Genomic DNA, 19,878 nt, shown 5'->3' on the forward strand with positions numbered 1-19,878 from the left:
CGCCCACACCCCGCGTCGCCCCCTCCCGCCGGCCGCGAACGGGCCCCCGACCAGCGCCCGAGCCCGAGCCCACCCGCTCCACGGCCGACCGTCCGCCCGCCCGCCTCCCGGCGTCCCGCCCCGCACGCCCCTTGCCCGAATCTGACGGGCCGTCATATCGTCGGCGGGCCGCGCTTTTCGGCCATCGGGACCGACCGCGTCCCGGGCCGCCCGGGAGCGCCCGGCCGGCGCCCCGACGGCACGTTGTCCGCACTCCGCGAGGAGCACCCGTGGGAGAGCCGCACCCGTCCCCCGCCCCTACACCCCCGCCGACCGCCGCCGACCTCACCCCCTCCGTACCGCCCACCCCACCCAGCCCGCACGAACCACTCAGACCGCCCGCTCCACCCGCAACCGCTCCCCCGGCCCTCCGAGCCCGCGCGCTGGCGCGAACGTTCGGGCGGGGCGGCAAGGCGCTGGCCGCCCTCGGCCCGCTGGACGTGGAGATCGCGCCCGGCGAGTTCGTCTGCGTCGTGGGGCCGTCCGGGTGCGGGAAGTCGACCCTGCTGCGGATCGCCGCGGGGCTCCTGCGGCCCAGCGCGGGCGAGTTGGAGCTGCGGACCGGCTCCGACCGCCCGGCAGCGATGATCTTCCAGGACTACGGCATCTACGACTGGAAGACCGTCCTGGCCAACGTCCGCTTCGGGCTCGACGTCCAGCGCGTGCCCCGCAAGGAGGCCGACCGCCGGGCCCGGTCCTGGCTGGCCCGGATGGGGCTCGCCGACTTCGCGACCGCCTATCCGGCCGCCCTCTCCGGCGGAATGCGCCAGCGCGTGGCCATCGCCCGGGCGCTCGCCGTGGAACCGGAGATCCTTCTGATGGACGAGCCGTTCGCGGCCCTGGACGCCCAGTTGCGGACCATCCTCCAGGACGAGTTGCTCGCCCTCACCCAGACCACCCGCACCACCACCCTCTTCATCACCCACAGCCTCGAAGAGGCCCTGGTCCTCGGCGACCGGGTCCTGGTGATGTCCGCCCGACCCGGCCGGATCATCGCCGAACGCCGACCGCCGTTCGCCCGCCCGCGCACCGGAGAGGTCCGCGCCGCCCCCGAATTCGCCGCCCTGAAGGCCGAGTTGTGGGAGCTGCTGCGCGGCGAGGTGGCCGGCCGGACCACCACCGAACCCGAGGGGGCCGTCCCCGCATGACCACCGCCCCCGCCAAGGACGGACCCGGCGCCGACCGCCTCCTGGTCCGCCGCCCCGGCCCCCAGGAGCTCAGGCCGGAACGCGCCCACCGCCGCCGGCGCACCCTCGAACTCACCCTCGCGGTCGCCGTTCCGGTGCTGCTGGTCCTCGTGTGGCAGCTGGCCGCCGCCCGGTCCTGGATCGACGCCCGCGTCTACCCCGCGCCCGCCACGATCCTGGCCGACGGCTGGCACCGGGCTCTGGCCGGCGAGCTGTGGCCGGACGTCCGCGCGACCCTCCAGCGCGTCCTGGCCGGCTACGCCGCCGGCACCGTCAGCGGCTACCTGCTGGGCCTGTTGATGGGCTCGCTGTCGCTGGTGCGCGCCGCCCTGGAGCCGCTCCTGGACGCCCTCTACGTGGTCCCCAAGTTGGCGCTGCTGCCGATCTTCCTCAACATGTTCGGGCTCGGCGAGGGCCCGCAGATCGCCCTGGTGGCGGCCACCGTCTTCTTCTTCGTCTGGATCTCCACGATGGCCGCGGTGCTCGCGGTGCCGGCCGGCCACCGGGACGCCGGCCGGGTCTTCGGCGCCGGCCGCTGGCAGATGTTCCGGCACGTGCTGCTGCCCGCGTCGCTGCCCGCCGTCCTCGTGGGCGCGCGGATCGCCGCGGGCGTGGCAGTCCTGGTGATCGTCGCCTCGGAGCAGATCGCCGCGGCCGACGGGCTCGGCCACTTGATCTTCGACTCCCGGGCGCTGTTCCAGAACGACGTGATGTTCGTCGGCATCGTCTGCGTGGCCGTGCTCGGCGTGGTCTTCTCCGAACTGGTGCGGCTGGCCGGCCGGTTCCTCACCCCGTGGGCGCCCCGCGACCGCGGCCGGACGCAGAACTGAAGCCGCCCCGCACCCCGCCCCCGCACCCACCGTCCCCGGGCACCCCCAGGCCCCCGAGCCCACGGAACACCGGCCCGTACGGAGGTCCCATGCGCACCCGAACCCGCCCCCGACCCACCCTCGCCGTCGCCGTCCTGACCGCCGCCCTCGCCCTCAGCGCGGGCTGCGCCGCCGGCCCTGACGCCACCGCCCCCGCCAAGCCGCGCACCATCAAGGCCGTAGCGGGCTGCGGCGCCGGCTCCTGGACCGACCCCGCCGACCTCTCACCCGGCCGCGCCCCGGCCCGCTGCGCCAAGGGGGCACCGGCGCCCGCACCGCTCGGCAAGCGCCGCACCCTCACCGTCGCCACCGGCACCCTGAGCGCCGAGTACGTCGCGCCCCTCCGACTCGCCCTGGCCAAGGGCGAGTTCCGCAAGGAGGGCCTGGACGTCCGGTTGAAGGTGCTGCCGACCCCGGACGCCCTGCCCCTCCTGGCCAAGGGCGACGTGGACGTCCTGTGGGCGGCCCCGGAGGCCGCCGTGGTCAACGGCGTCAACGGCGGCTTCGACATCCGTTGGGTGGCCGGGAACTTCTCCCCCGACCCGAAGTCCCGGAGCGGCCTGTGGGTCCGGCTCAAGAACGGGCAGGACGCGTCCTCGGTGCCCCTCAAGGGCGCGACGCTGGGCACCATGATCGGCAAGGGCTCGGTGATCATGTACCCGATGGACCGGGCCTTCGCCGCCCACGGCGCCGCGCTGGACTCCGTCACCTTCCAGCAACTCGGCTCGGCCGACGTCCTCACCGCCCTGACCGGCGGCGGCGTCGACTCCGCCTGGCTGCTGGACCCCGTGTGGCGCCAGGTGGACGGCACCAAGCAGTACGCCTTCCTCGGCGGCCAGCCGCAGGGCGAACCACTCGGCGGCGCCCTCTACGGCCCCAACCTGCTCCAGAAGGACCCGGACGCCGGCGTCGCCTTCCTTAGGGCCTACATCCGCACCGTCAACACCTACTTCGCCGGCGACTACAAGGCGGACCGGGCGTTCGTCGCGGAACTGGCCGGGCTGCTGAAGGTCGATCCGAAGATCCTCGCGTCGGTGCCCCCGCTCCGGATGGACTGGGAAATCAGGAAGGGCACCACCGACCGGCTCCAGAAGACCTACCGTGACGCCGGCGTCACCAAGGGGGCACCGCTGCCGGAGGCCAAGCTCGTCGACCGCGGCCTGTACGCGGAGGCGGTCGGGCACCGCCCGTAGCCGACACCCCGAACGCACCGAACACACCGAAGGCCCGGATCCTCAAGGGATCCGGGCCTTCGGTTTCAGTAGCGGGGACAGGATTTGAACCTGCGACCTCTGGGTTATGAGCCCAGCGAGCTACCGAGCTGCTCCACCCCGCGCCGTTGTGTGTTTACTGTAACCCCACCGCGACGACCAGCGCAAATCCCTTCCGCCCGCCCCGGGAGCAGTGCCCGGGAACCGGTCCGTTCGACCGCGTCCCGGGCATCCGATCACCGACGTCGCCGGTCGGCCGTCAGGCGCTCAGCTCCTCCTGGAGCGCCGTCCGCAACCGGGCCGCTCGCTCCGCCACCTCGGGCGGCCCGAACTCCACGGCCCGCGCGCACCAGCGCTGGGCCTCCGCGAGCGCCCCGCGCCGGGCCGCGATCAGCGCCAGCCGCAGCGCCGCCCGGCCGTGGCCGCTCTCGGCGGCGCGCTGCCACCACAGGACGGCCTCGGGGAGGCTGCCCTCACGGGCCAGCAGCAGCCCGAGGTTGAAGGCCCCGTTGCGGCTGCCGGCCTCGGCCGCGGCGCGGTACCAGGTGGCCGCCTCCACCGCGTCGCCGCGGGCCGCCGCGAACATGCCAACCCGGACCTGGGCGCGACGGTGCCCCTGCCGCGCGGCCCGCTCGTACCACTGCCGGCTCTCGTCGTCCGCGGACCGCTCGGCGTCCGCCTCGGCGGACCGGCGGTCGAGGAGGTCGGCGAGCCGGAAGGCCGCCTCGGCACTGCCGCCGCCGGCCGCACAGCGCAGGTTCCGCTCGGCGTCCTGGAGGTCGCCGTCGCGCAGCTGCGCTATGGCGACCTGAAGCGCCGCCTCGGTGTGCCCGGCGGCCGCCGCCCGCTCGTACCAGGAGCGCGCCAACCGCTCCTCGCCGCGCCCGGCGAACAGGATGCCGAGGTTGAACGCGGCGTCCACGCTGCCCGCTTCGGCCGCCTTGGAGAACCACGGCTCGGCCCCCGAGGCGTCGCCGCGCTGGAGCAGCAGGATGGCCAGCGCGTTGGCCGCCTCGCGGTGCCCGGCGTACGCGGCGCGGCGGTACCACTGCTCGCCCCGGCCGGGCCGGCCCTGTTCGGCGCAGAGCAGGCCGAGGTTGTAGGCGCCGTTGACGTCGCCGGCGTCCAGCGCGGCGCGGTACCAGCGCTCGGCGCTCTGGAGTTCACCGCGGTCGGCGTGGAGCGCCCCCAGGGCGTTGGCGGCGTTGCCGTCGCCGTCCTGGGCGGCCCGCCGCCACCACTCCGCCGCGCTCTCCTCATCGCCGGCGTCGCGCAGCAGGAAACCCAGCGCGCAGGCAGCCCGGGCCTCGCCGTCCTTGGCCGCGGAGAGGTACCAGCGGCCGGCCTCCTGGACGTCGCCGCGTTCCTCCAGCAGCGCGCCGAGTTGGAGCGCGGCCCGCCGGTGACCGCGGGCGGCGGCCTGGCGGTACCACTGCTCGGCCTCGGCCTGCTGGGTCAACTCCCCGTAGGCGGGCACCGCCCGGCGGTCGCCGTCGCGGCCGTCCTCGATGACCCGCGCGAGGCGGTAGGCCGCTTCGCGGTGGCCACGCTCGGCGGCGGCCCGGAACCAGCGCTCGGCACCGATGTCCCCGCGGTGCTCCAGGAGGTCGGCGAGGGCGTAGGCGCCCAGGTAGTGGCCGGACTCTGCGGACTGGCGCAGCCAGTACTCGGCGGCCGGCTCGTCACCGCGCTCGCGGTAGTGCCGTCCCAGGGCGTGCGCTGCGGCGGCGGAGCCGGCGACGGCGGCGATCCGCCACCAACCGGCGGCCTCGTCGCCGTAGCCGCGCTGGTGGAGGAGGACGCCGAGGTTGTTCGCCGCCGCCCGGTCCCCGGCGGCTGCCGCGGAGCGCAGGTGGGGCTCGGCCCCGTCCAGGTCACCGCGGCGCAGCAGCATCGCGCCCAGTGCGCTCATGGCGGCGGTGTCGCCCGCCTCGGCGGCGCGGCGGTACCCGGACTCGGTGACCGCGTCGGACGCCTCGGCCGCACCGTCGGCCTCCATCGCGTCCATCGCCATTTCGGAATCGCGCCCGTCGTCGGGCGCCTGCACAAAACGGTCCGTCTCCAACAACCTTGCCTTGTCCCCCATAAGAACCATCGTCGCATCACCTGTTACCCGCGTACACCTGGTATACCGCAGCCGGTGAGGTCACTTCAGCGTTTTGTCGACTTCCCGACACGGCGACATGCCAAACTCAAGCACACGACTTTCCCCCGTGGGTTGTCCGACCCGCCCGTGGCGAGCTTTACCCCGAACGCATGACAAAGGCCCGGATTCTCAAGGAATCCGGGCCTTGGTCTATCAGTAGCGGGGACAGGATTTGAACCTGCGACCTCTGGGTTATGAGCCCAGCGAGCTACCGAGCTGCTCCACCCCGCGCCGTTGTGACTCCAACGTATCACGCCACGGGGACCACTGTTGACACACGGGCCCCGGTGGCCACCGGTTCGCACCGGCGGCCACCGGACCACGGCCCGCGGCAGTGGCTCAACTGCCGGACTTGCCGCCCTTCTCGGACGCCTTGGCGGCCCGGTCCAGCGCGGCCTTCAGCCGCTTCTGGGCGTCGCCGTAGGCGCCCCAGTCGCCGGCCACCCGCGCCTTCTCGCCGTCGTCGTACGCCTTCTCGGCGTCCGACAGCGCCTGCTGCACGGTCTGGCCGGACGGCGGCGGCTGCTCGCCGGTCTGGCCCCCGCCGGGCGGCGGTTCCGAGCCGGTGGTCGGCGCCTTCTTGCCGAAGACGACGTCCAGCGCGTCCTTGAGGCTGTTCTCCAGGACCGGCTTGTTGTCGCCGTAGCTCACCAACACCTTCTTCAGGAGCGGGTAGTTGGTGTTGGCGCCGCGCAGGTAGACCGGTTCGACGTAGAGCAGCCCTTCGTCCAGGGGGACGGTCAGCAGGTTGCCGTACTCGATCTCCGAGTCACCGAACTTCTTGAGGATGTTCAGCTCGTTGGCGATCGTCGGATCGGAGTTGAACTTCGACTGCGCCAGCTGCGGGCCCGGCACCGGCGTCTGCGCGGGCAGCTTCAGCAGTCTGATCTTGCCGTAGTCGTTGCTCGTCGCATCGGCGTCGACCGCCATGAAGGCGCCCAGGTTGTCCTTCTTGTTGGGCGTGAAGGTCGTCGTCAGTGAGAACGCCTGCTGCTTCTGTCCCGGCATCTTCATGCTCAGGTAGTACGGCGGCACCGCGTTGCCCGACTTGGTGGTCGGGTCGCTGGGGATCTGCCAGCGCTCCGAACCGGTGTAGAAGGTGCCGGGGTCGGTGACGTGGTACGTGGTCAGCAACTGGCGCTGCACCTTGAAGAGGTCCTGCGGGTAGCGCAGGTGCGCCAGCAGGTCCGGGCTGATGTCGCTCTTCTTCTCGACCGTGCCGGGGAACGCCTTCATCCAGGTCTTGAGGACCGGGTCCTTGGTGTCCCACTGGTAGAGCTTGACCGTGCCGTCGTAGGCGTCGACCGTCGCCTTGACGGAGTTGCGGATGTAGTTGACCTGGTTCTGCTGGGCCACCACCGCGCGCTGGCCGTTGGTGAGCGAGTCGGCGGTGCTGTCCCCCAGGGTGGTGCGGGAGGCGTACGGGTAGCCGTTGCTCGTGGTGTACGCGTCCACGATCCACTGGATCCGGCCGTCGATCACCGCCGGGTAGGCGTCGCCGTCGATGGTCAGCCAGGGGGCGACGGACTCGACGCGCTCCTTGGGGGTGCGGTTGTACAGGATCCGCGAACCGTCGCCGATCGCGCCGGAGTAGAGGATCTGCGGCTCCCCGAACGCCACCGCGTACGCGGCGCGGTTGATCGGGTTGGACAGGCTGACCCCGCTCTTGCCCTGGTAGCGGTAGCTCTTCTCACCGCTGTCGTCGGAGTAGTCCAGCTCCTGCTGCGGCCCGCCCACGATGGAGTACTGGGTGGTCTTCTCGCCGTAGTAGATGCGCTGTTCGTGCGGCGGCAGCTGGCCCTTGGAGGGCAGGTCGGACTCGGTGTACTGCGGGCCGCCGCCGTCGGCGGTCTCGGTCCCCTTGGCGGTGACCGCGCCGTAGCCGTGGGTGTACTTGAAGTGGTCGTTGATCCAGTTGCGCTCGGGGATGCCGGCGAGGTTCAGCTCGCGCAGGCCGATGACGGTGTCCTGCTCCTTGCCGTCCTTGTCCTTGTACCGGTCGACGTCCAGGGTGGACGGGAACTGGTAGTAGGACCGCACCTGCTGCTGTTGCTGGAAGGCCGGCGAGACCACGTTCGGGTCCAGCAGCCGCATGCTGGCGACGGTGTCGGCGTCGTCCCGCAGTCGCTGGCTGTCCGCGTCGGAGGTCGGCTTGTAGTTGCCCTTGTACGACGTCACATCCGAGTCCTGGATGTCGTACGCCGTCCGGGTCGCCTTGATGTTCTGCTCGATGTACGGGGCTTCCTTGGCCTGCTCGTTCGGCTGGACCTGGAACTTCTGGACGATCGCCGGGTACAGCCCGCCGATCAGGACGGCGGAGAGCACCATCAGGCCGAACCCGATCACCGGCAGCTGCCAGGTGCGCCGCCACAGGGTGGCGAAGAACAACACCGCGCAGATCGCCGCGATGAAGAACAGGATGGTCTTCGCCGGAAGGTAGGCGTTGGCGTCCACGTAGCGCAGACCCGTCCAGTTGTCGGCCGACTTCAGGCCGCTGGACTTCACCGCCAGGCCGTACCGGTCGAGCCAGTAGGCGACCGCCTTCAGGGAGACGAACAGGCCCAGCAGCACCGAGAGGTGGCCGGTGGCGGCGGCGGTCGCCCGCGAACCGGGGCTGGTCAACCGCAGCCCGCCGTAGAGGTAGTGGGTGAGCGCGGCGGCCACCAGGGACAGCACCACGCAGGCGAAGCCGAAGCTCAAAAGGAAGCGGTACCACGGCAGGTCGAAGGCGTAGAACGACACGTCCTTGTGGAACTGCGGGTCCGTCGTGCCGAACGGGACGCCGTTGACCCACTGGAGCCACGTCCGCCACTCACCGGAGGCGGAGGCCCCGGCGATCAGCCCGATCACCGCGGTGACCGCGACCAGCGCCCACTTCTTGAACGGGGCGATGCCCATGCGGTAGCGGTCCAGGCTCTGCTGCTCCGTGGACATCGCGCTGAGCGGCGGCCGCAGCCGGTGCGCCAGCCAGACGTTGATGCCGACGGCGATCGCCATCACGATGCCGAAGGCGAAGAACAGACCGATCTTGGTCCACAGGGTGGTGGTGAAGACCGAGGAGAAGTGGACCGACCGGTACCAGAGCCAGTCGGTCCAAAATCCCGAGAACATCACGAAGAGCATGGCCAGTACGGCCAATGCGCCCAACGTCATGAGCAGGGTCCTGAACCGCCGCGACGGTCGGCCGACTCTGATCCGTGGCCCGGTGGGGCCTCCGCCGCGGTCCGGCATCTGGAAAGCCAAGGTGCGCACCTCGAAGTTCGCTGTCGTGTGGAGCAGGCCCGGCGATAGTAGGACCCAGTGATGCAACTTACGACGGCTTTACTCGGTTCCCGATTTCCGGGGTGTACAAGGCACGATGTTGGGCATGACCAACCTCCCCGTTGACGGCACCCCCCTCGCCGCCGACCCGCTGACCCGTGCGGTACTCGAAATCGACGAGTACGCCGCCGGCCTCGGCTGGGACCAGCCCGCCCGTTTGTTCGCCCTCGTCGACACCGTGAAACTCCGCGCGCAGGAGCCGTCGCTCGCCGCCCAACTGGGCATCGACGACTCCGTCGGCACGTCCTTGACCCCCATCGAGCAGGACGAGATCCCGGCCGGAGCGCCGCTGGACGAGTTCCTCGCCACCATCGCCTGGCCGGACGCCGTCGTCGGCTGCGCCCTGACCGTGGAGCGGCTGATGCTCCCGCCGTCCGCCGAGGAGGCCGAGCCGGCGGGCATGTCAGAGAAGCAACTCGCCAAGTGGGTCGCCGAGCACCCCGAGCGCCAGGAGGTGCGGATGACGGTGGCCGTCCTCCGGGACGGCTCCCGCGAATCGGCACTGCGCCTGCGGGAGAAGGACTCCACCTCCGAGGTGCTCACCGGCAAGGCGCTGGTGCCCGGCCTCGCGGACGCGCTGTCGGCGACCTTCGAGGAGTAGTCGCCGGCGGTGGGCCACCGGCCCGCCGTCGCGCGGCGGTGCCGCTAACGGCCTGCCGGGCTACAGCTCGGCAGGCCGGCGGTGTCGTGGTTGCGGATCTTCTCCAGCGCCTTGACCGCGTCCCCTATGGTGCCGACCTTGACCAGCTTCAGACCGCTGGGAGTGTCCTTCGCGGCGGCCGCGCAGTTCTCCGCGGGCGTCAGGAAGAACTCCGCGCCCTTGTCCCGCGCGCCGATGGTCTTCATCGAGATGCCGCCGATCGGGCCGACCTTGCCCTGGTCGTCGATGGTGCCGGTGCCGGCGACGAACTTGCCGCCGGTGAGGTTCCCGCCCGGGGTGAGCTTGTCGACGATGCCGAGCGCGAACATCAGGCCGGCGCTCGGACCGCCGACGTCGGCGAGCTTCACGTCGATGGTGAACGGGAAGATGTGGTCCACCTGGGCCTGGATGCCCACCACCGCACGGCCGCCGTCCGCCACCGTGGTGATCGTGACCTGCTTCTCGGGGCCCTCGGGCCGCTTGCCCTGCTTCTCCGCGGCGGCCGCGTCCTTGGCCGGGATGACGGTGAAGACCACCTTCTCGCCCGGCTTGTGCCGGGTGACGAGCTTGGCGACGTCGCCCGCCTGCTGGACGGTCTTGCCGTCCACCGCCTTGATCACGTCGCCGGCGTGCAGCAGCCCGTCGGCGGGCTTGTCCTTGACGACGGCGCCCACCACGGTCTGACTGGCGATCGGGACGTGCAGCTGCTGGAGCGCGGCGACCTTCGCGCTCTCCTGGGACTGGGAGAACTCCTCGGCGTTCTGCTGGTCGGCCTGCTCGGCCGTCTGGCCGTCCGGGTAGAGCGTCTTGTGCGGCACCACCGCGCTGCTGGGGTCCAGCCAGCCGTAGACCGCCTCGAAGAGGTTCATGTTGTAGTCCGGCCCGGTGACCCGCACCGTGGTCATGTTGAGGTTGCCGGTCGTCGGATACGTCTTCCGCCCGGAGATCTGCAGGACCGGCTCGCCGTTGTGGTCGCCGAGGGTGTTGACCGTCGGCCCCGGCGACATCTCGGCGTACGGGACGGGAATCAGCACCCCGGCACAGAGCAGCGCGATCAGCATCAGGGTCGAGGCGAGCAGCGTCGCGGTGCGGCGTGGCATGGAACGACAGTACGGGACGGGTATGACAACCGGCCCGCGGGGCCGTCCGTCCGGGGGCCGACGGTCGGGCCGGGCGCCGGAAGCCGTCAGACCGGGTCCGAGACGCGCTCGGGGACCGTCGGGGCGGCGGCCGCGGCGGGCTGCTTCTCCATGGCCGCGCGGAACCGGGCGTAACCCGCCAGCTCGGCGACGTCCCCGGTCCGGCGGTTGCGCACGGCCCAACTGCTCCACAGCGCGGCGATCAACCCGGCCAGCACCGGAATCAGCAGCCAGAGCAGCGCTCCCATGGCGACCTCCCTACCCCTTGCGCGCCCGCGATCGACGAATAAGCAGATTAACCATCTGCCAGGTCAACGCTGGTGCCGGGGAGCCGGTTACGCAACCGGAAGCCGGGTTACCGGTTCGGCCGCAGCCGGGGTACCTGTTCAGCCGCGCGGAACCGTCGGCCGGCCGTCCCGCAGGGGCGGCCCCGCTAGGCGCCGACCCATTCCTCGGTGCCGTCCGAGAACGTCTGGTGCTTCCAGATGGGGACCTCGTGCTTGAGGTCGTCGATCAGCTTGCGGCAGGCGGCGAACGCCTCGGCGCGGTGCGGGCAGGAGACCGCGACGACCACGGCCAGATCGCCGATGGCCAGATCGCCCACCCGGTGGACGGCGGCCAGCGCGCGGACCGGATAGTCGGCGACGACCTTCTCGGCCACCCGACGCAGTTCCTCCGCCGCGGTCGGGTGGGCGGAATAGCCCAGTCCGTCGACGTCCGAGCCCCCGTCGTGCGAGCGGACGGTGCCGACGAAGAGTGCCGTGCCGCCCGCCGCGCGGTCCCCGACGGCCGCGAAGACCTCGTCCACGGACAGCGCGCCGTCGCGGATCTCCAGGAGCCGGATGGGGTCCTCGCCGCCCTGCTCACCAGGGTGGTCGTGGCCGGTGGACGGCCGGGTGTGCGTGGCAGACATGGTCCCATCGTGCCGTACCGGGTGCCGCTGGGGGAATGGCCGTTTCCACCGGGCGTGCGGGGGCCCGTTTTGGAGGCTCGTACAGTCCCCGGCCCTCCCGGACCCGCCGCACGGGCCTGCGGACGGCCCCGCCGACGCCGGCCCCGGAGGGCGTCAGATGCGGCGGCGGGCCTTGCGGGCGCGGCGGACCAGGGCCGCGGTGCCCAGGAGGGCGACGGTGGCACCGGCGGCGCCGGCGGCGGTGGCATCCTTGCGGCCGAGGCGGCGGCCGGCGACCGTGTGCCGGCCGGCGACCTCCTCCAGCAGTTCGGCGAGGACCTCCTCGTTGGTCCACCGGGGCCGCCAGCCCGCGTCGTGCAGCCGGCTGCCGCTGACCACCCAGGGGTGCATGGTGTAGGCGAGGTCCCCGGCGGGCGACGGCGTCAGGCCGATCCGGTGCAGCCGGGCCGCGGCGCCCAGCGCCACCGACGACGGCAGCTCCATGCGCCGGATGCCGGAGAGCTCCTCGACCTCCTCCTGCTCCAGCCAGCCGTCGCAGCCCACCGCCAACTCGCCCTCGACCTTCTCCAGGGCGGCGTGCTCCAGGGCGCTGACCAGGTCCTCCACGTGGCAGAACTGCCAGGCGGGACGGGACCCGGCGACGACCAGCAGGCGCGGCGACTCGAAGTAACGGGTCAGCGCGGTGTCGGTGCCGCCGACCAGGATCGCGGGGCGGAGCACGGTGACGTTCAGGCCCGGGTGGGCGCGCGGGGCGCGGTGGGCCAGGTGCTCGATCTCCAGGAGGTCGCCGACGCCCGTGGCGTCCGCGGTGGCGCGCAGCTCGGCGTCCTCGGCGAGCGGGACGTCGTTGTCGGGCAGCGCCCCGTAGACCATTGCGGAGGTGCACAGCACCACCCGGTGGACGCCGGCGGCCGCGGCGGCGGTCAGCACCGTCTGGGTGCCGCGCACGTTGTAGGCGGTGCGGGCGGTGGCGTCGGTCTCCAGGTCGAGGTCGAGGGCGAGATGGACGACGACGTCCGCTCCGCGCAGTTTGTCGGCGATGGCCGGGTCGCGGACGTCGAGGACGTGCCACAGCGCCTCGGGGACGTCGCCGGGCCGTTCGTCGATGGCCACCACCTGCTTGACCTCGTCGGACGCGACCAGGGCGCGGGTGAGCAGCGCGCCGACCCCGGAGGCGGCTCCGGTGACGGCGACGACGGGACGGCGCAGCGGCCGGTCGGCGTCGACCGGGGTGCGGTCTGCCTGTTCAGCTGTGGCGGCAGCGTTTCGAGCGTTTCGCGCTGCGCGAACGGTCGGATCTGGGGAACTCACCGGGCGTCTCCAGCGGTTGTCTTCAGTACGGGCGCGTCGGACGGGTCCGTACCAGGTGGCATCCATCCTGCCGCAGCCACCGGGACAGCGAAGCACCGAGCCCCAGGGCGGGGCGAGTGTCTACGCTGGAGGTGATGTCGGGCAGCCGCCGTCGGCGTAGGGCCGGCGGCCCTACGAGCCGAGGAAACCCGTGAGTGACACCCCATTTGGATTCGGCCTTCCGCCGGAGGAGCCGGAGGACGGCGACAACGGCGAGAAGAAGGGCGGCCAGGGAGGTAGCCAGGGCCCCGCGAACCCCTTCGGGTTCGGCGGCGGGAGCGGCGGCGCGGACAACCCGTTCGCGGCGCTCTTCGGCGGCATGGGCGGACCCGGCGGCCAGATGGACCCTGGTGACCTCGGCGCCGCCTTCCAGCGGCTCGGGCAGATGCTCTCCTACGAGGGCGGCCCGGTGAACTGGGAGATGGCCAAGGACATCGCGCGGCAGACCGTCGCGCAGGGTGCCGAGGACGGCAGCAAGGACGCCAGCGTCTCCTCCGGTGAGCGCGCGGCCGTCCAGGACGCCGTGCGGCTCGCGGACCTGTGGCTGGACGGGGTGACGTCGCTCCCGTCGGGCGCCGGCTCGGTGGTGGCCTGGAGCCGCGCCGAATGGGTCGAGGAGACCCTGCCGGTGTGGAAGGACCTGGTCGACCCGCTCGCGGAGCGGGTCGGACTGGCGATGGGCGAGGTGCTGCCCGAGGAGATGCAGGCCATGGCCGGCCCGCTGCTCGGGATGATGCGCTCCATGGGCGGCGCGATGTTCGGCACCCAGATCGGGCAGGCGCTGGGCGTGCTGGCCTCCGAGGTCGTCGGTTCGACGGACGTCGGGCTGCCGCTGGGCCCCGCCGGCAAGGCCGCGCTGCTGCCGGCGAACGTCAAGGCGTTCGGCGCCGGACTGGGCGTCCCGGAGGAGGAGGTGCGGCTCTACCTCGCCCTGCGCGAGGCCGCCCACCAGCGGCTCTTCGCCCACGTGCCGTGGCTGCGCTCGCACCTCTTCGGTGCCGTGGAGGGCTACGCGCGCGGCATCAAGGTCGACACGACCAAGCTGGAGGACATGGTCGGCCAGATCGACCCGCAGCACCCCGAGGAGCTGCAGAACGCCCTCCAGGGCGGCATGTTCCAGCCCGAGGACACCCCGGAGCAGAAGGCCGCCCTGGCCCGCCTGGAGACCGCGCTGGCACTCGTCGAGGGCTGGGTGGACGCGGTGGTGCACGCCGCCGCCAAGCCGCACCTGCCGTCCGCGGACAAGCTCCGCGAGACGCTGCGGCGGCGCCGCGCCACCGGCGGCCCGGCCGAGCAGACCTTCTCGACGCTGATCGGGCTCCAACTGCGTCCGCGGCGGCTGCGCGACGCCTCGCGGCTGTGGGCGTCCCTGACGGACGCGCGGGGCCTGGACGGCCGCGACGGCCTGTGGGAGCACCCGGACATGCTGCCGACGGCGGCCGACCTGGACGACCCCGACGGCTTCGTCCACCACGAGCACGCGGACTTCTCCGAGCTCGACAAGATGCTGGGCGAGGCGGCGAGCGGCAGCGGCCCGGACCTGACCAAGCGGGCCGGGGACGACGCCGAGGGCCCCGAGGACGGGCCGGCCGAGGGCAAGGGTGACGGCGCCAAGTGAGCCTGCACACGGAGGCGGCGCGGGTGCTCAAGGAGTGGCCCGCGCCGTCGGCTGATCAGGAGCGGCTGCGGCTGGCCTACCTGGACCACCTCGTGGCCCATCAGGACGGCATGTGGAAGCCGTGCAAGGACGGGCACATCACGGCCAGCGCGCTGGTGATCGACCCGGCCGGCGGGCGGGTGCTGCTCACCCTGCACCGCAAGTTGGAGATGTGGCTCCAGATGGGCGGCCACTGTGAGCCCGAGGACGCCTCGTTGGCCGACGCGGCGCTGCGCGAGGCGCGTGAGGAGTCCGGGATCGCGCACGGGCTGACGCTGCTGGGCGGCGCGCCGGTGCGACTGGACCGGCACCAGACGCCCTGTGCGGTCCACCTCGACGTGCAGTACGCGGCACTGGCGCCCGCGGATGCGGTGGCGGAGATCAGCGACGAGTCGCTGGACCTGCGCTGGTTCCGCTACGACGAGGTGGCCGCGGTCGCCGACGACTCGGTGGTGCGCCTGGTGGCGGACACCCGGGCCCTGCTGTCCGCGGCTTCTTCCTGACCCGACGTCACCCCTGCGTCCGGCGGCCACCCCCGAGGAGGGGCGGTCGCCGGCCGCCTGCGTGACGGGTGGCCCGGGCGGTCAGCCTCGGGGCTGCTGGCCGTGCGGTGCGCCGGGCGCTCCCGGCTCGTCGGGACGGTGCCACGGGCCCGTGCCGCCGTCCTCGGGCAGCGGTGCGCCCGGCGCCGGGTACGGGGTGTTCGGGGCGTAGGGGGCAGGCGGCGGCTGCTGGCCCGGCTGCCCGTACGCGGCGGGCGGCGGGAGCGGCACGGGCGGCCCCTGCGGCGCGCCGTACTGCGGCACCGGCGGCGGCTGCTGACCGTACGGGGGCGCCGGCGGAGGCTGTTGGCCGTACGGCGGGAGCGGCGGGGGCTGCTGACCGTACGGGGGCGGCTGTTGGCCGTACTGCGGGGGGTGTTGGCCGTACTGCGGCAGTGGGGGCGGCTGCTGACCGGCCGGGTGTCCACCGGGCACCTGGCCGTACGGCGGGGGCGGCGGAGGTCCCGGCACGCCGATGCCCGGCGGCGGGGGCGGCGGCGGGGGCGGTCCCTGCAACGCCGGCGGCGGTACCTGTCCACCGGGCGGGACCATCGGCGCGATGACCGTCGGCGCACTGTGGATCTGGGCGGCGGCGGGCTGCGGCAGCGGGGGCGGCGTCGACCGCGGAGGGTGCGGGGCGGGCGCGCGCGGGTCGGGGACGGCCGGCGCGGGCGGTGCCGGAACGGCCGGCGGCACAGCGAGGGCGGGCGGCGCGGCGGACGGGTCGGGTCCCGGGGCCGGCGGGGACAGCGTGAAGTCGGCGTCGTCCCGCGCGGCGGCGGATGCAGCCGGTGCCTGGCCGGCGGCGTCCTCCTCCAGGACCTCGCCGCCGAAGTTCGTCAGCAGCGCCTCCAACCCACCGTCGAACCCCTGCCCGACCGCCGCGAAGCGCCAGACGTCCTTGAAGTAGAGGTCGCCGAGCATCACGGCGCGCTCGGTGCTGAACTCGGCGCCGGTGAACGGGTACCGGGCCACCTCCTGGCCACCGGCCACCACACGCAGGCAGCCGGGGCCGACCTGCGCCATCTGCCCCTCGCCGTCGAGGGAGGCGGTGAAGGTCAGCCTGCGGACCTGCGGCGGCAGGCGGTCGAGGGCGACGTGGAAGGACGCGGTGTCGCCGGGCCGCGGGTCGAGCAGCCGGATCGCGTCCTCGGGGGCCGCGGGCTGGTTGTAGAAGACGAAGTAGCGGTCGTCGGAGAGCCGCTCGTCGGCGTCCAGGCCGAAGCAGCTGATGTCGAAGGCCAGGCCGGGCCCGGCGATCTGCACCCCGACGTACAGGTCCCGATCCGCCGTCAGATCGGCGAGCCTGGCCTTGTGGCCCCGCTGGAACTCCCTGGCCATGTGCAACGCCCCTCCCCCGCTCTCGCAGTGCATCCCTACCCACGCCAGGCTAACGGCTGGCACCGACGGTCCGCGGTGGCGGGGCGCGTCGGGGAACGGACCGGAACCGGCGGTTCAGCGACGGCGGGCGGCGGGCAGGTGCGGCAGCCGGTCGGCGGCCACCACGCCTTCGAGGTAGCCGCGGGCCCGTTCGGTGCGCGGATAGGGATCCAACAGCCGCCAGAACTCCGGCCCGTGACCGGGGACGAGGAGGTGTGCCAGCTCGTGCAGCAGGACGTAGTCGATGACGTACTCCGGCATGCCCTGGAGGCGGTGCGACAGCCGGATGCTGCCCTCGGCCGGGGTGCACGATCCCCAGCGGGTGTTCTGGTTGGTGACCCAGCGGACCGACGCCGGCCGGGCGCGGCCGTCGAGGTACTGCCCGGAGAGCCGCTCGGCCCGTTCGGCCAACTCGCCGTCGCCGAGCATCCGCTTGCTCTCCTGGGCGGCGAGCTTGTCCAGCATCACCGACACCCAGCGCTGTTCCTCGGCCTGCGACATCCGGGCCGGGATCAACACGATGGTGCGATCGCCCTCGCGGTACGCGGAGACCGTCCGGCGTCGCCGGCTGCTGCGGCGCACCTCGACCGGACGGGCCGGCGGGCTCGGCTCGGCCCGCCGCGGGCGATCGGCGGCGCGGCGCAGGGGTGTCTCCCCGGATCCGCGCGGGGAAGGGTCGGCGGGCACGCGCCCGACGTTACCCGCTGGCACGGGGGGAAGTCCCGGCCCTCGGACGGTTCGCCACCTGAACGCCCCCGGCGTGCACCGCTTGTACGACTCCGGGCCGGCGCCTGTGGATAACTTCGGGGTCCGGCGGCCGGCCGGCGCATGCTGGAGGCCGGACGAGACGGAACGGGGGCGGATGACGTGCATCCGATGCTCAAGCCCGCGCTGCGGCGCGGCTGGCAGGACCGGGAGACGGTGCGGTTCGGGGTGGCGCCGGCGCATGCCCGGGTGGTCGGCCCGGTCGACCTCGCGACCGGCAGCTTCCTGGAGTTGATCGACGGCACCCGCTCGTTGTCGCAACTGCTCGACGCGGCCGTGGCGCTGGACGTGGCGCCGGAGCGGGCGCGCGGGGTGGTGGCGCGGCTCGACGCGGCCGGGCTCCTGGAGCCGCCGGCGACGGACGGGCCGGCGGACGGCGCCGTGCGGGCCGACGGACGGGCCGTCGCGCGGCTGCGGGCGGATCTGTCCGCCCTGTCGGTGCGGCAGCGCCCGGGAGCGGCGGGACCGCTGGCGCGGTTGGGGGCGCGCCGGTCGGTCCGGGTGACGGTCAAGGGGGCCGGGCGGGTCGGCGCCCAGGTCGCGGCGCTGCTGTCCGCCTCGGGGGTCGGCCGGGTGGACGTGGTGGACGGCGGCACGGTCGCGCCGTGGGACGTGGTGCCGGGCGGGCCGACCGCCGGCCAGGTCGGCGAGCGGCGGGCCGAGGCCGCTCGGCGGCTGGTCCGGGAGTCCTCCCCGTGGAGCCGGCGGCCCCGGCCCGGCGGCCCGGTCACCGAGGCCGGTGAACCGGGCGTCTGCCTCCTGGTGCTCGCCCCGCGCGACGGCCTCGGCGCGTACGCCCCCGACCCGGTGCTCGCCGAGCCGCTGCTCGCCGCCGGCGTCCCGCACCTCTACGCGGGGGTGCTGGAGGCCACCGGGGTGGTGGGCCCGCTGGTGGTGCCCGGCGTCTCGGCCTGCGCCGGCTGCGACCAACTCCGCCGTACGGACGCGGAGCCGGCCTGGCCGCGGCTGCTGGCGCAGTGGCGTTCGGGTCGCGGCACGCCGGCGGTACCGGCCTGCGACGCGGCGCTGGCGACGGCGGTCGCGGGGCTCGCCGCCGTGCAGGCGCTGGCGTTCCTCGACGGCGAGCCGCCGCCGTGCACCGGCGCGCGGATGGAGCTGCCGCTGCCGTGCGCGAGCGTGCGGACGGTGCGGATCGCCCCGCATCCCGCTTGCGGCTGCGGGGCCGCCGGTGGACGGGGCACGGCGGACACCTCGGATCCTCGGCCGCGACACGCAACAATGACGGGGTAACCCCGGTAGGGGACGGTGTGAGTTGGAGGGGCGCATGTCTGATCTTCCCCGTAAGGCGGTCACCCGCACCGCCAAGCTGGCCGCCCTGCCACTGGGGTTCGCCGGCCGCGCCACCTGGGGCCTGGGCAAACGGATCGGTGGCAAGTCCGCCGAGATCGTCGGCCGGGAGCTCCAACAGCGCACCGCGGAGCAGCTGTTCAAGGTGCTCGGCGAGTTGAAGGGCGGTGCGATGAAGTTCGGGCAGGCGCTGTCCGTCTTCGAGTCGGCACTGCCCGAGGAGGTCGCCGGTCCCTACCGCGCGGCCCTGACGAAGCTCCAGGAAGCGGCCCCGCCGCTGCCGGCCAGTACCGTGCACGCCGTGTTGGCCGAGCGGCTCGGGGAGGACTGGCGGGAGCTGTTCGAGGAGTTCGAGGACAAGCCGGCCGCGGCGGCGTCGATCGGGCAGGTGCACCGGGCGGTGTGGCACGACGGTCGCGAGGTGGCGGTCAAGGTGCAGTACCCGGGGGCCGGCCCGGCACTGCTGTCGGACCTGACGCAGCTCAGCCGGTTCGCGCGGCTGCTCGGACCGCTGATCCCGGGCATGGACATCAAGCCGCTCATCACCGAGCTGCGCGACCGGGTCTCCGAAGAGCTGGACTACGCCCTGGAGGCCGAGGCCCAGCGGGCGCACGCCGCGGAGTTCGCCGGCGACCCGGACGTGGTGGTGCCGGCCGTGGTGCACCAGAGCGACCAGGTGCTGGTGACGGAGTGGCTGGAGGGGGTGCCGCTGTCCGAGGTGATCGCCGACGGCACCGAGGAGGAGCGCGACCGCGCCGGGCAGCTGCTGGCGCACTTCCTCTTCTCCGGTCCGGCGCGCACCGGCCTGCTGCACGCCGACCCGCATCCGGGCAACTTCCGCCTGCTGCCCGGCAGGACGCCGGACGGCCCGGTGGCCGAATGGCGGTTGGGCGTCCTGGACTTCGGCACCGTCGACCGGCTGCCGGACGGGCTGCCGCCGACGATCGGCAGCTCGCTGCGGATGGCGCTGGACGGCGAGGCGGACGCGGTCTACCACATGCTGTGCGAGGAGGGCTTCGTCAAGGAGTCCATCGAGCTGGACCCGGACGCGGTGCTGGAGTACCTGCTGCCGATCATCGAACCCGCGCAGCTGGACGCGTTCACCTTCACCCGGGGCTGGATGCGGCGGCAGGCGGCCCGGATCGGCGATCCGCGCTCCCCCGCACACCAGTTGGGCAAGCAGCTCAACCTGCCGCCCGCCTACCTCCTGATACACCGTGTGACGTTGAGCACCATCGGGGTGCTGTGCCAGTTGGGGGCGACGGTACGGCTGCGCGCGGAGTTGGAGGAGTGGATGCCGGGGTTCCTGTCCGCCGCAGCCGAGGCGGACGCGACGGACGACGACACCGCGGGCCACGACGAGGCGGACGCCGGCTCGGCGGAAGGGGGCGCCTCGGCGGGTGCGGCGGAC

15 protein-coding genes, 2 tRNA genes and 1 pseudogene are annotated in these 19,878 nt (G+C 73.4%); 8 read left to right on the forward strand and 10 right to left on the reverse strand.

Going from position 1 to position 19,878, the window contains the following annotated elements; genetic code table 11:
* The first annotated feature begins 422 nt into the window (after positions 1 to 422).
* The 3 genes from ACJ6WD_RS22805 (at position 423) to ACJ6WD_RS22815 (ending at position 3,288) form a co-directional block, all read left to right on the forward strand.
* Positions 423 to 1,187 (forward strand): ABC transporter ATP-binding protein, encoded by a 765-nt coding sequence (locus ACJ6WD_RS22805; protein WP_233657110.1) that lies wholly within the window; start codon positions 423 to 425, stop codon positions 1,185 to 1,187.
* Positions 1,184 to 2,056: an ABC transporter permease gene (locus ACJ6WD_RS22810; RefSeq protein ID WP_331247269.1), complete on the forward strand. Its 873-nt coding sequence runs from the start codon at positions 1,184 to 1,186 to the stop codon at positions 2,054 to 2,056. Before ACJ6WD_RS22805 ends, ACJ6WD_RS22810 begins: the two co-directional genes overlap by 4 nt.
* 89 nt (positions 2,057 to 2,145) lie before the next feature.
* Entirely contained in the window at positions 2,146 to 3,288 is a 1,143-nt protein-coding gene (locus ACJ6WD_RS22815; RefSeq protein ID WP_407616410.1) for an ABC transporter substrate-binding protein, read from the forward strand.
* Between the two features lie 69 nt (positions 3,289 to 3,357).
* Here the strand turns inward: ACJ6WD_RS22815 and ACJ6WD_RS22820 are convergent.
* From ACJ6WD_RS22820 to ACJ6WD_RS22835, 4 genes are all read right to left on the reverse strand, one after another.
* Positions 3,358 to 3,431: transfer RNA gene (locus tag ACJ6WD_RS22820), tRNA-Met, on the reverse strand.
* A 134-nt stretch (positions 3,432 to 3,565) separates the two neighbouring features.
* Positions 3,566 to 5,401 (reverse strand): tetratricopeptide repeat protein, encoded by a 1,836-nt coding sequence (locus ACJ6WD_RS22825; RefSeq protein WP_233656855.1) that lies wholly within the window; start codon positions 5,399 to 5,401, stop codon positions 3,566 to 3,568.
* Positions 5,402 to 5,609: 208 nt separating this feature from the next.
* A tRNA-Met gene (locus ACJ6WD_RS22830) sits at positions 5,610 to 5,683 on the reverse strand.
* Positions 5,684 to 5,791: 108 nt separating this feature from the next.
* Positions 5,792 to 8,683: a UPF0182 family protein gene (locus ACJ6WD_RS22835; protein ID WP_233657112.1), complete on the reverse strand. Its 2,892-nt coding sequence runs from the start codon at positions 8,681 to 8,683 to the stop codon at positions 5,792 to 5,794.
* A 136-nt stretch (positions 8,684 to 8,819) separates the two neighbouring features.
* Between ACJ6WD_RS22835 and ACJ6WD_RS22840 the strand changes: the two genes are divergently transcribed.
* On the forward strand, positions 8,820 to 9,374 hold the full coding sequence (locus tag ACJ6WD_RS22840) for a PPA1309 family protein (protein ID WP_016573258.1): 555 nt from the start codon (positions 8,820 to 8,822) through the stop codon (positions 9,372 to 9,374).
* Positions 9,375 to 9,418: 44 nt separating this feature from the next.
* Here ACJ6WD_RS22840 and ACJ6WD_RS22845 read toward each other — a convergent pair whose 3' ends face one another.
* From ACJ6WD_RS22845 to ACJ6WD_RS22860, 4 genes are all read right to left on the reverse strand, one after another.
* On the reverse strand, positions 9,419 to 10,513 hold the full coding sequence (locus tag ACJ6WD_RS22845) for a PDZ domain-containing protein (RefSeq protein WP_376439817.1): 1,095 nt from the start codon (positions 10,511 to 10,513) through the stop codon (positions 9,419 to 9,421).
* Positions 10,514 to 10,599: 86 nt separating this feature from the next.
* Positions 10,600 to 10,800, reverse strand: coding sequence for a hypothetical protein (locus ACJ6WD_RS22850; protein WP_233656857.1), 201 nt, complete (start codon positions 10,798 to 10,800; stop codon positions 10,600 to 10,602).
* A gap of 185 nt (positions 10,801 to 10,985) precedes the next feature.
* Positions 10,986 to 11,465, reverse strand: coding sequence for a molybdenum cofactor biosynthesis protein MoaE (locus ACJ6WD_RS22855; RefSeq protein WP_233656858.1), 480 nt, complete (start codon positions 11,463 to 11,465; stop codon positions 10,986 to 10,988).
* A gap of 153 nt (positions 11,466 to 11,618) precedes the next feature.
* Positions 11,619 to 12,776, reverse strand: coding sequence for an SDR family oxidoreductase (locus ACJ6WD_RS22860; protein WP_016578180.1), 1,158 nt, complete (start codon positions 12,774 to 12,776; stop codon positions 11,619 to 11,621).
* Between the two features lie 190 nt (positions 12,777 to 12,966).
* Here ACJ6WD_RS22860 and ACJ6WD_RS22865 point away from each other — a divergent pair, with 190 nt between their 5' ends.
* Together ACJ6WD_RS22865 and ACJ6WD_RS22870 are read left to right on the forward strand one after the other, a co-directional pair.
* The gene (locus tag ACJ6WD_RS22865) at positions 12,967 to 14,433 is read left to right on the forward strand and encodes a zinc-dependent metalloprotease (RefSeq protein WP_407616411.1); all 1,467 of its coding nucleotides are present in this window, start codon (positions 12,967 to 12,969) and stop codon (positions 14,431 to 14,433) included.
* On the forward strand, positions 14,430 to 14,975 hold the full coding sequence (locus ACJ6WD_RS22870) for an NUDIX hydrolase (RefSeq protein WP_233656860.1): 546 nt from the start codon (positions 14,430 to 14,432) through the stop codon (positions 14,973 to 14,975). The genes ACJ6WD_RS22865 and ACJ6WD_RS22870 overlap by 4 nt, the downstream gene beginning before the upstream one ends.
* Before the next feature lie 258 nt (positions 14,976 to 15,233).
* On the opposite strand, the pseudogene ACJ6WD_RS22875 reads toward ACJ6WD_RS22870, so the two are convergent.
* Both ACJ6WD_RS22875 and ACJ6WD_RS22880 read right to left on the reverse strand, forming a co-directional pair.
* Positions 15,234 to 16,355, reverse strand: a pseudogene (locus ACJ6WD_RS22875) (TerD family protein); the annotation flags it as partial.
* 114 nt (positions 16,356 to 16,469) lie between these two features.
* Positions 16,470 to 17,081: a M48 family metallopeptidase gene (locus ACJ6WD_RS22880; RefSeq protein ID WP_020931216.1), complete on the reverse strand. Its 612-nt coding sequence runs from the start codon at positions 17,079 to 17,081 to the stop codon at positions 16,470 to 16,472.
* Positions 17,082 to 17,270: 189 nt separating this feature from the next.
* Here ACJ6WD_RS22880 and ACJ6WD_RS22885 point away from each other — a divergent pair, with 189 nt between their 5' ends.
* Both ACJ6WD_RS22885 and ACJ6WD_RS22890 read left to right on the forward strand, forming a co-directional pair.
* A complete protein-coding gene (locus tag ACJ6WD_RS22885) occupies positions 17,271 to 18,410 on the forward strand; it encodes a ThiF family adenylyltransferase (protein ID WP_407616412.1) in 1,140 nt (379 codons plus the stop codon).
* A gap of 34 nt (positions 18,411 to 18,444) precedes the next feature.
* Positions 18,445 to 19,878 (forward strand): ABC1 kinase family protein (locus tag ACJ6WD_RS22890; protein ID WP_407616413.1); only part of this gene is annotated, 1,434 nt, incomplete at its 3' end.

This window comes from Streptomyces sp. VTCC 41912 (genome assembly GCF_045799175.1).
Taxonomy (GTDB): domain Bacteria; phylum Actinomycetota; class Actinomycetes; order Streptomycetales; family Streptomycetaceae; genus Streptomyces; species Streptomyces albulus_C.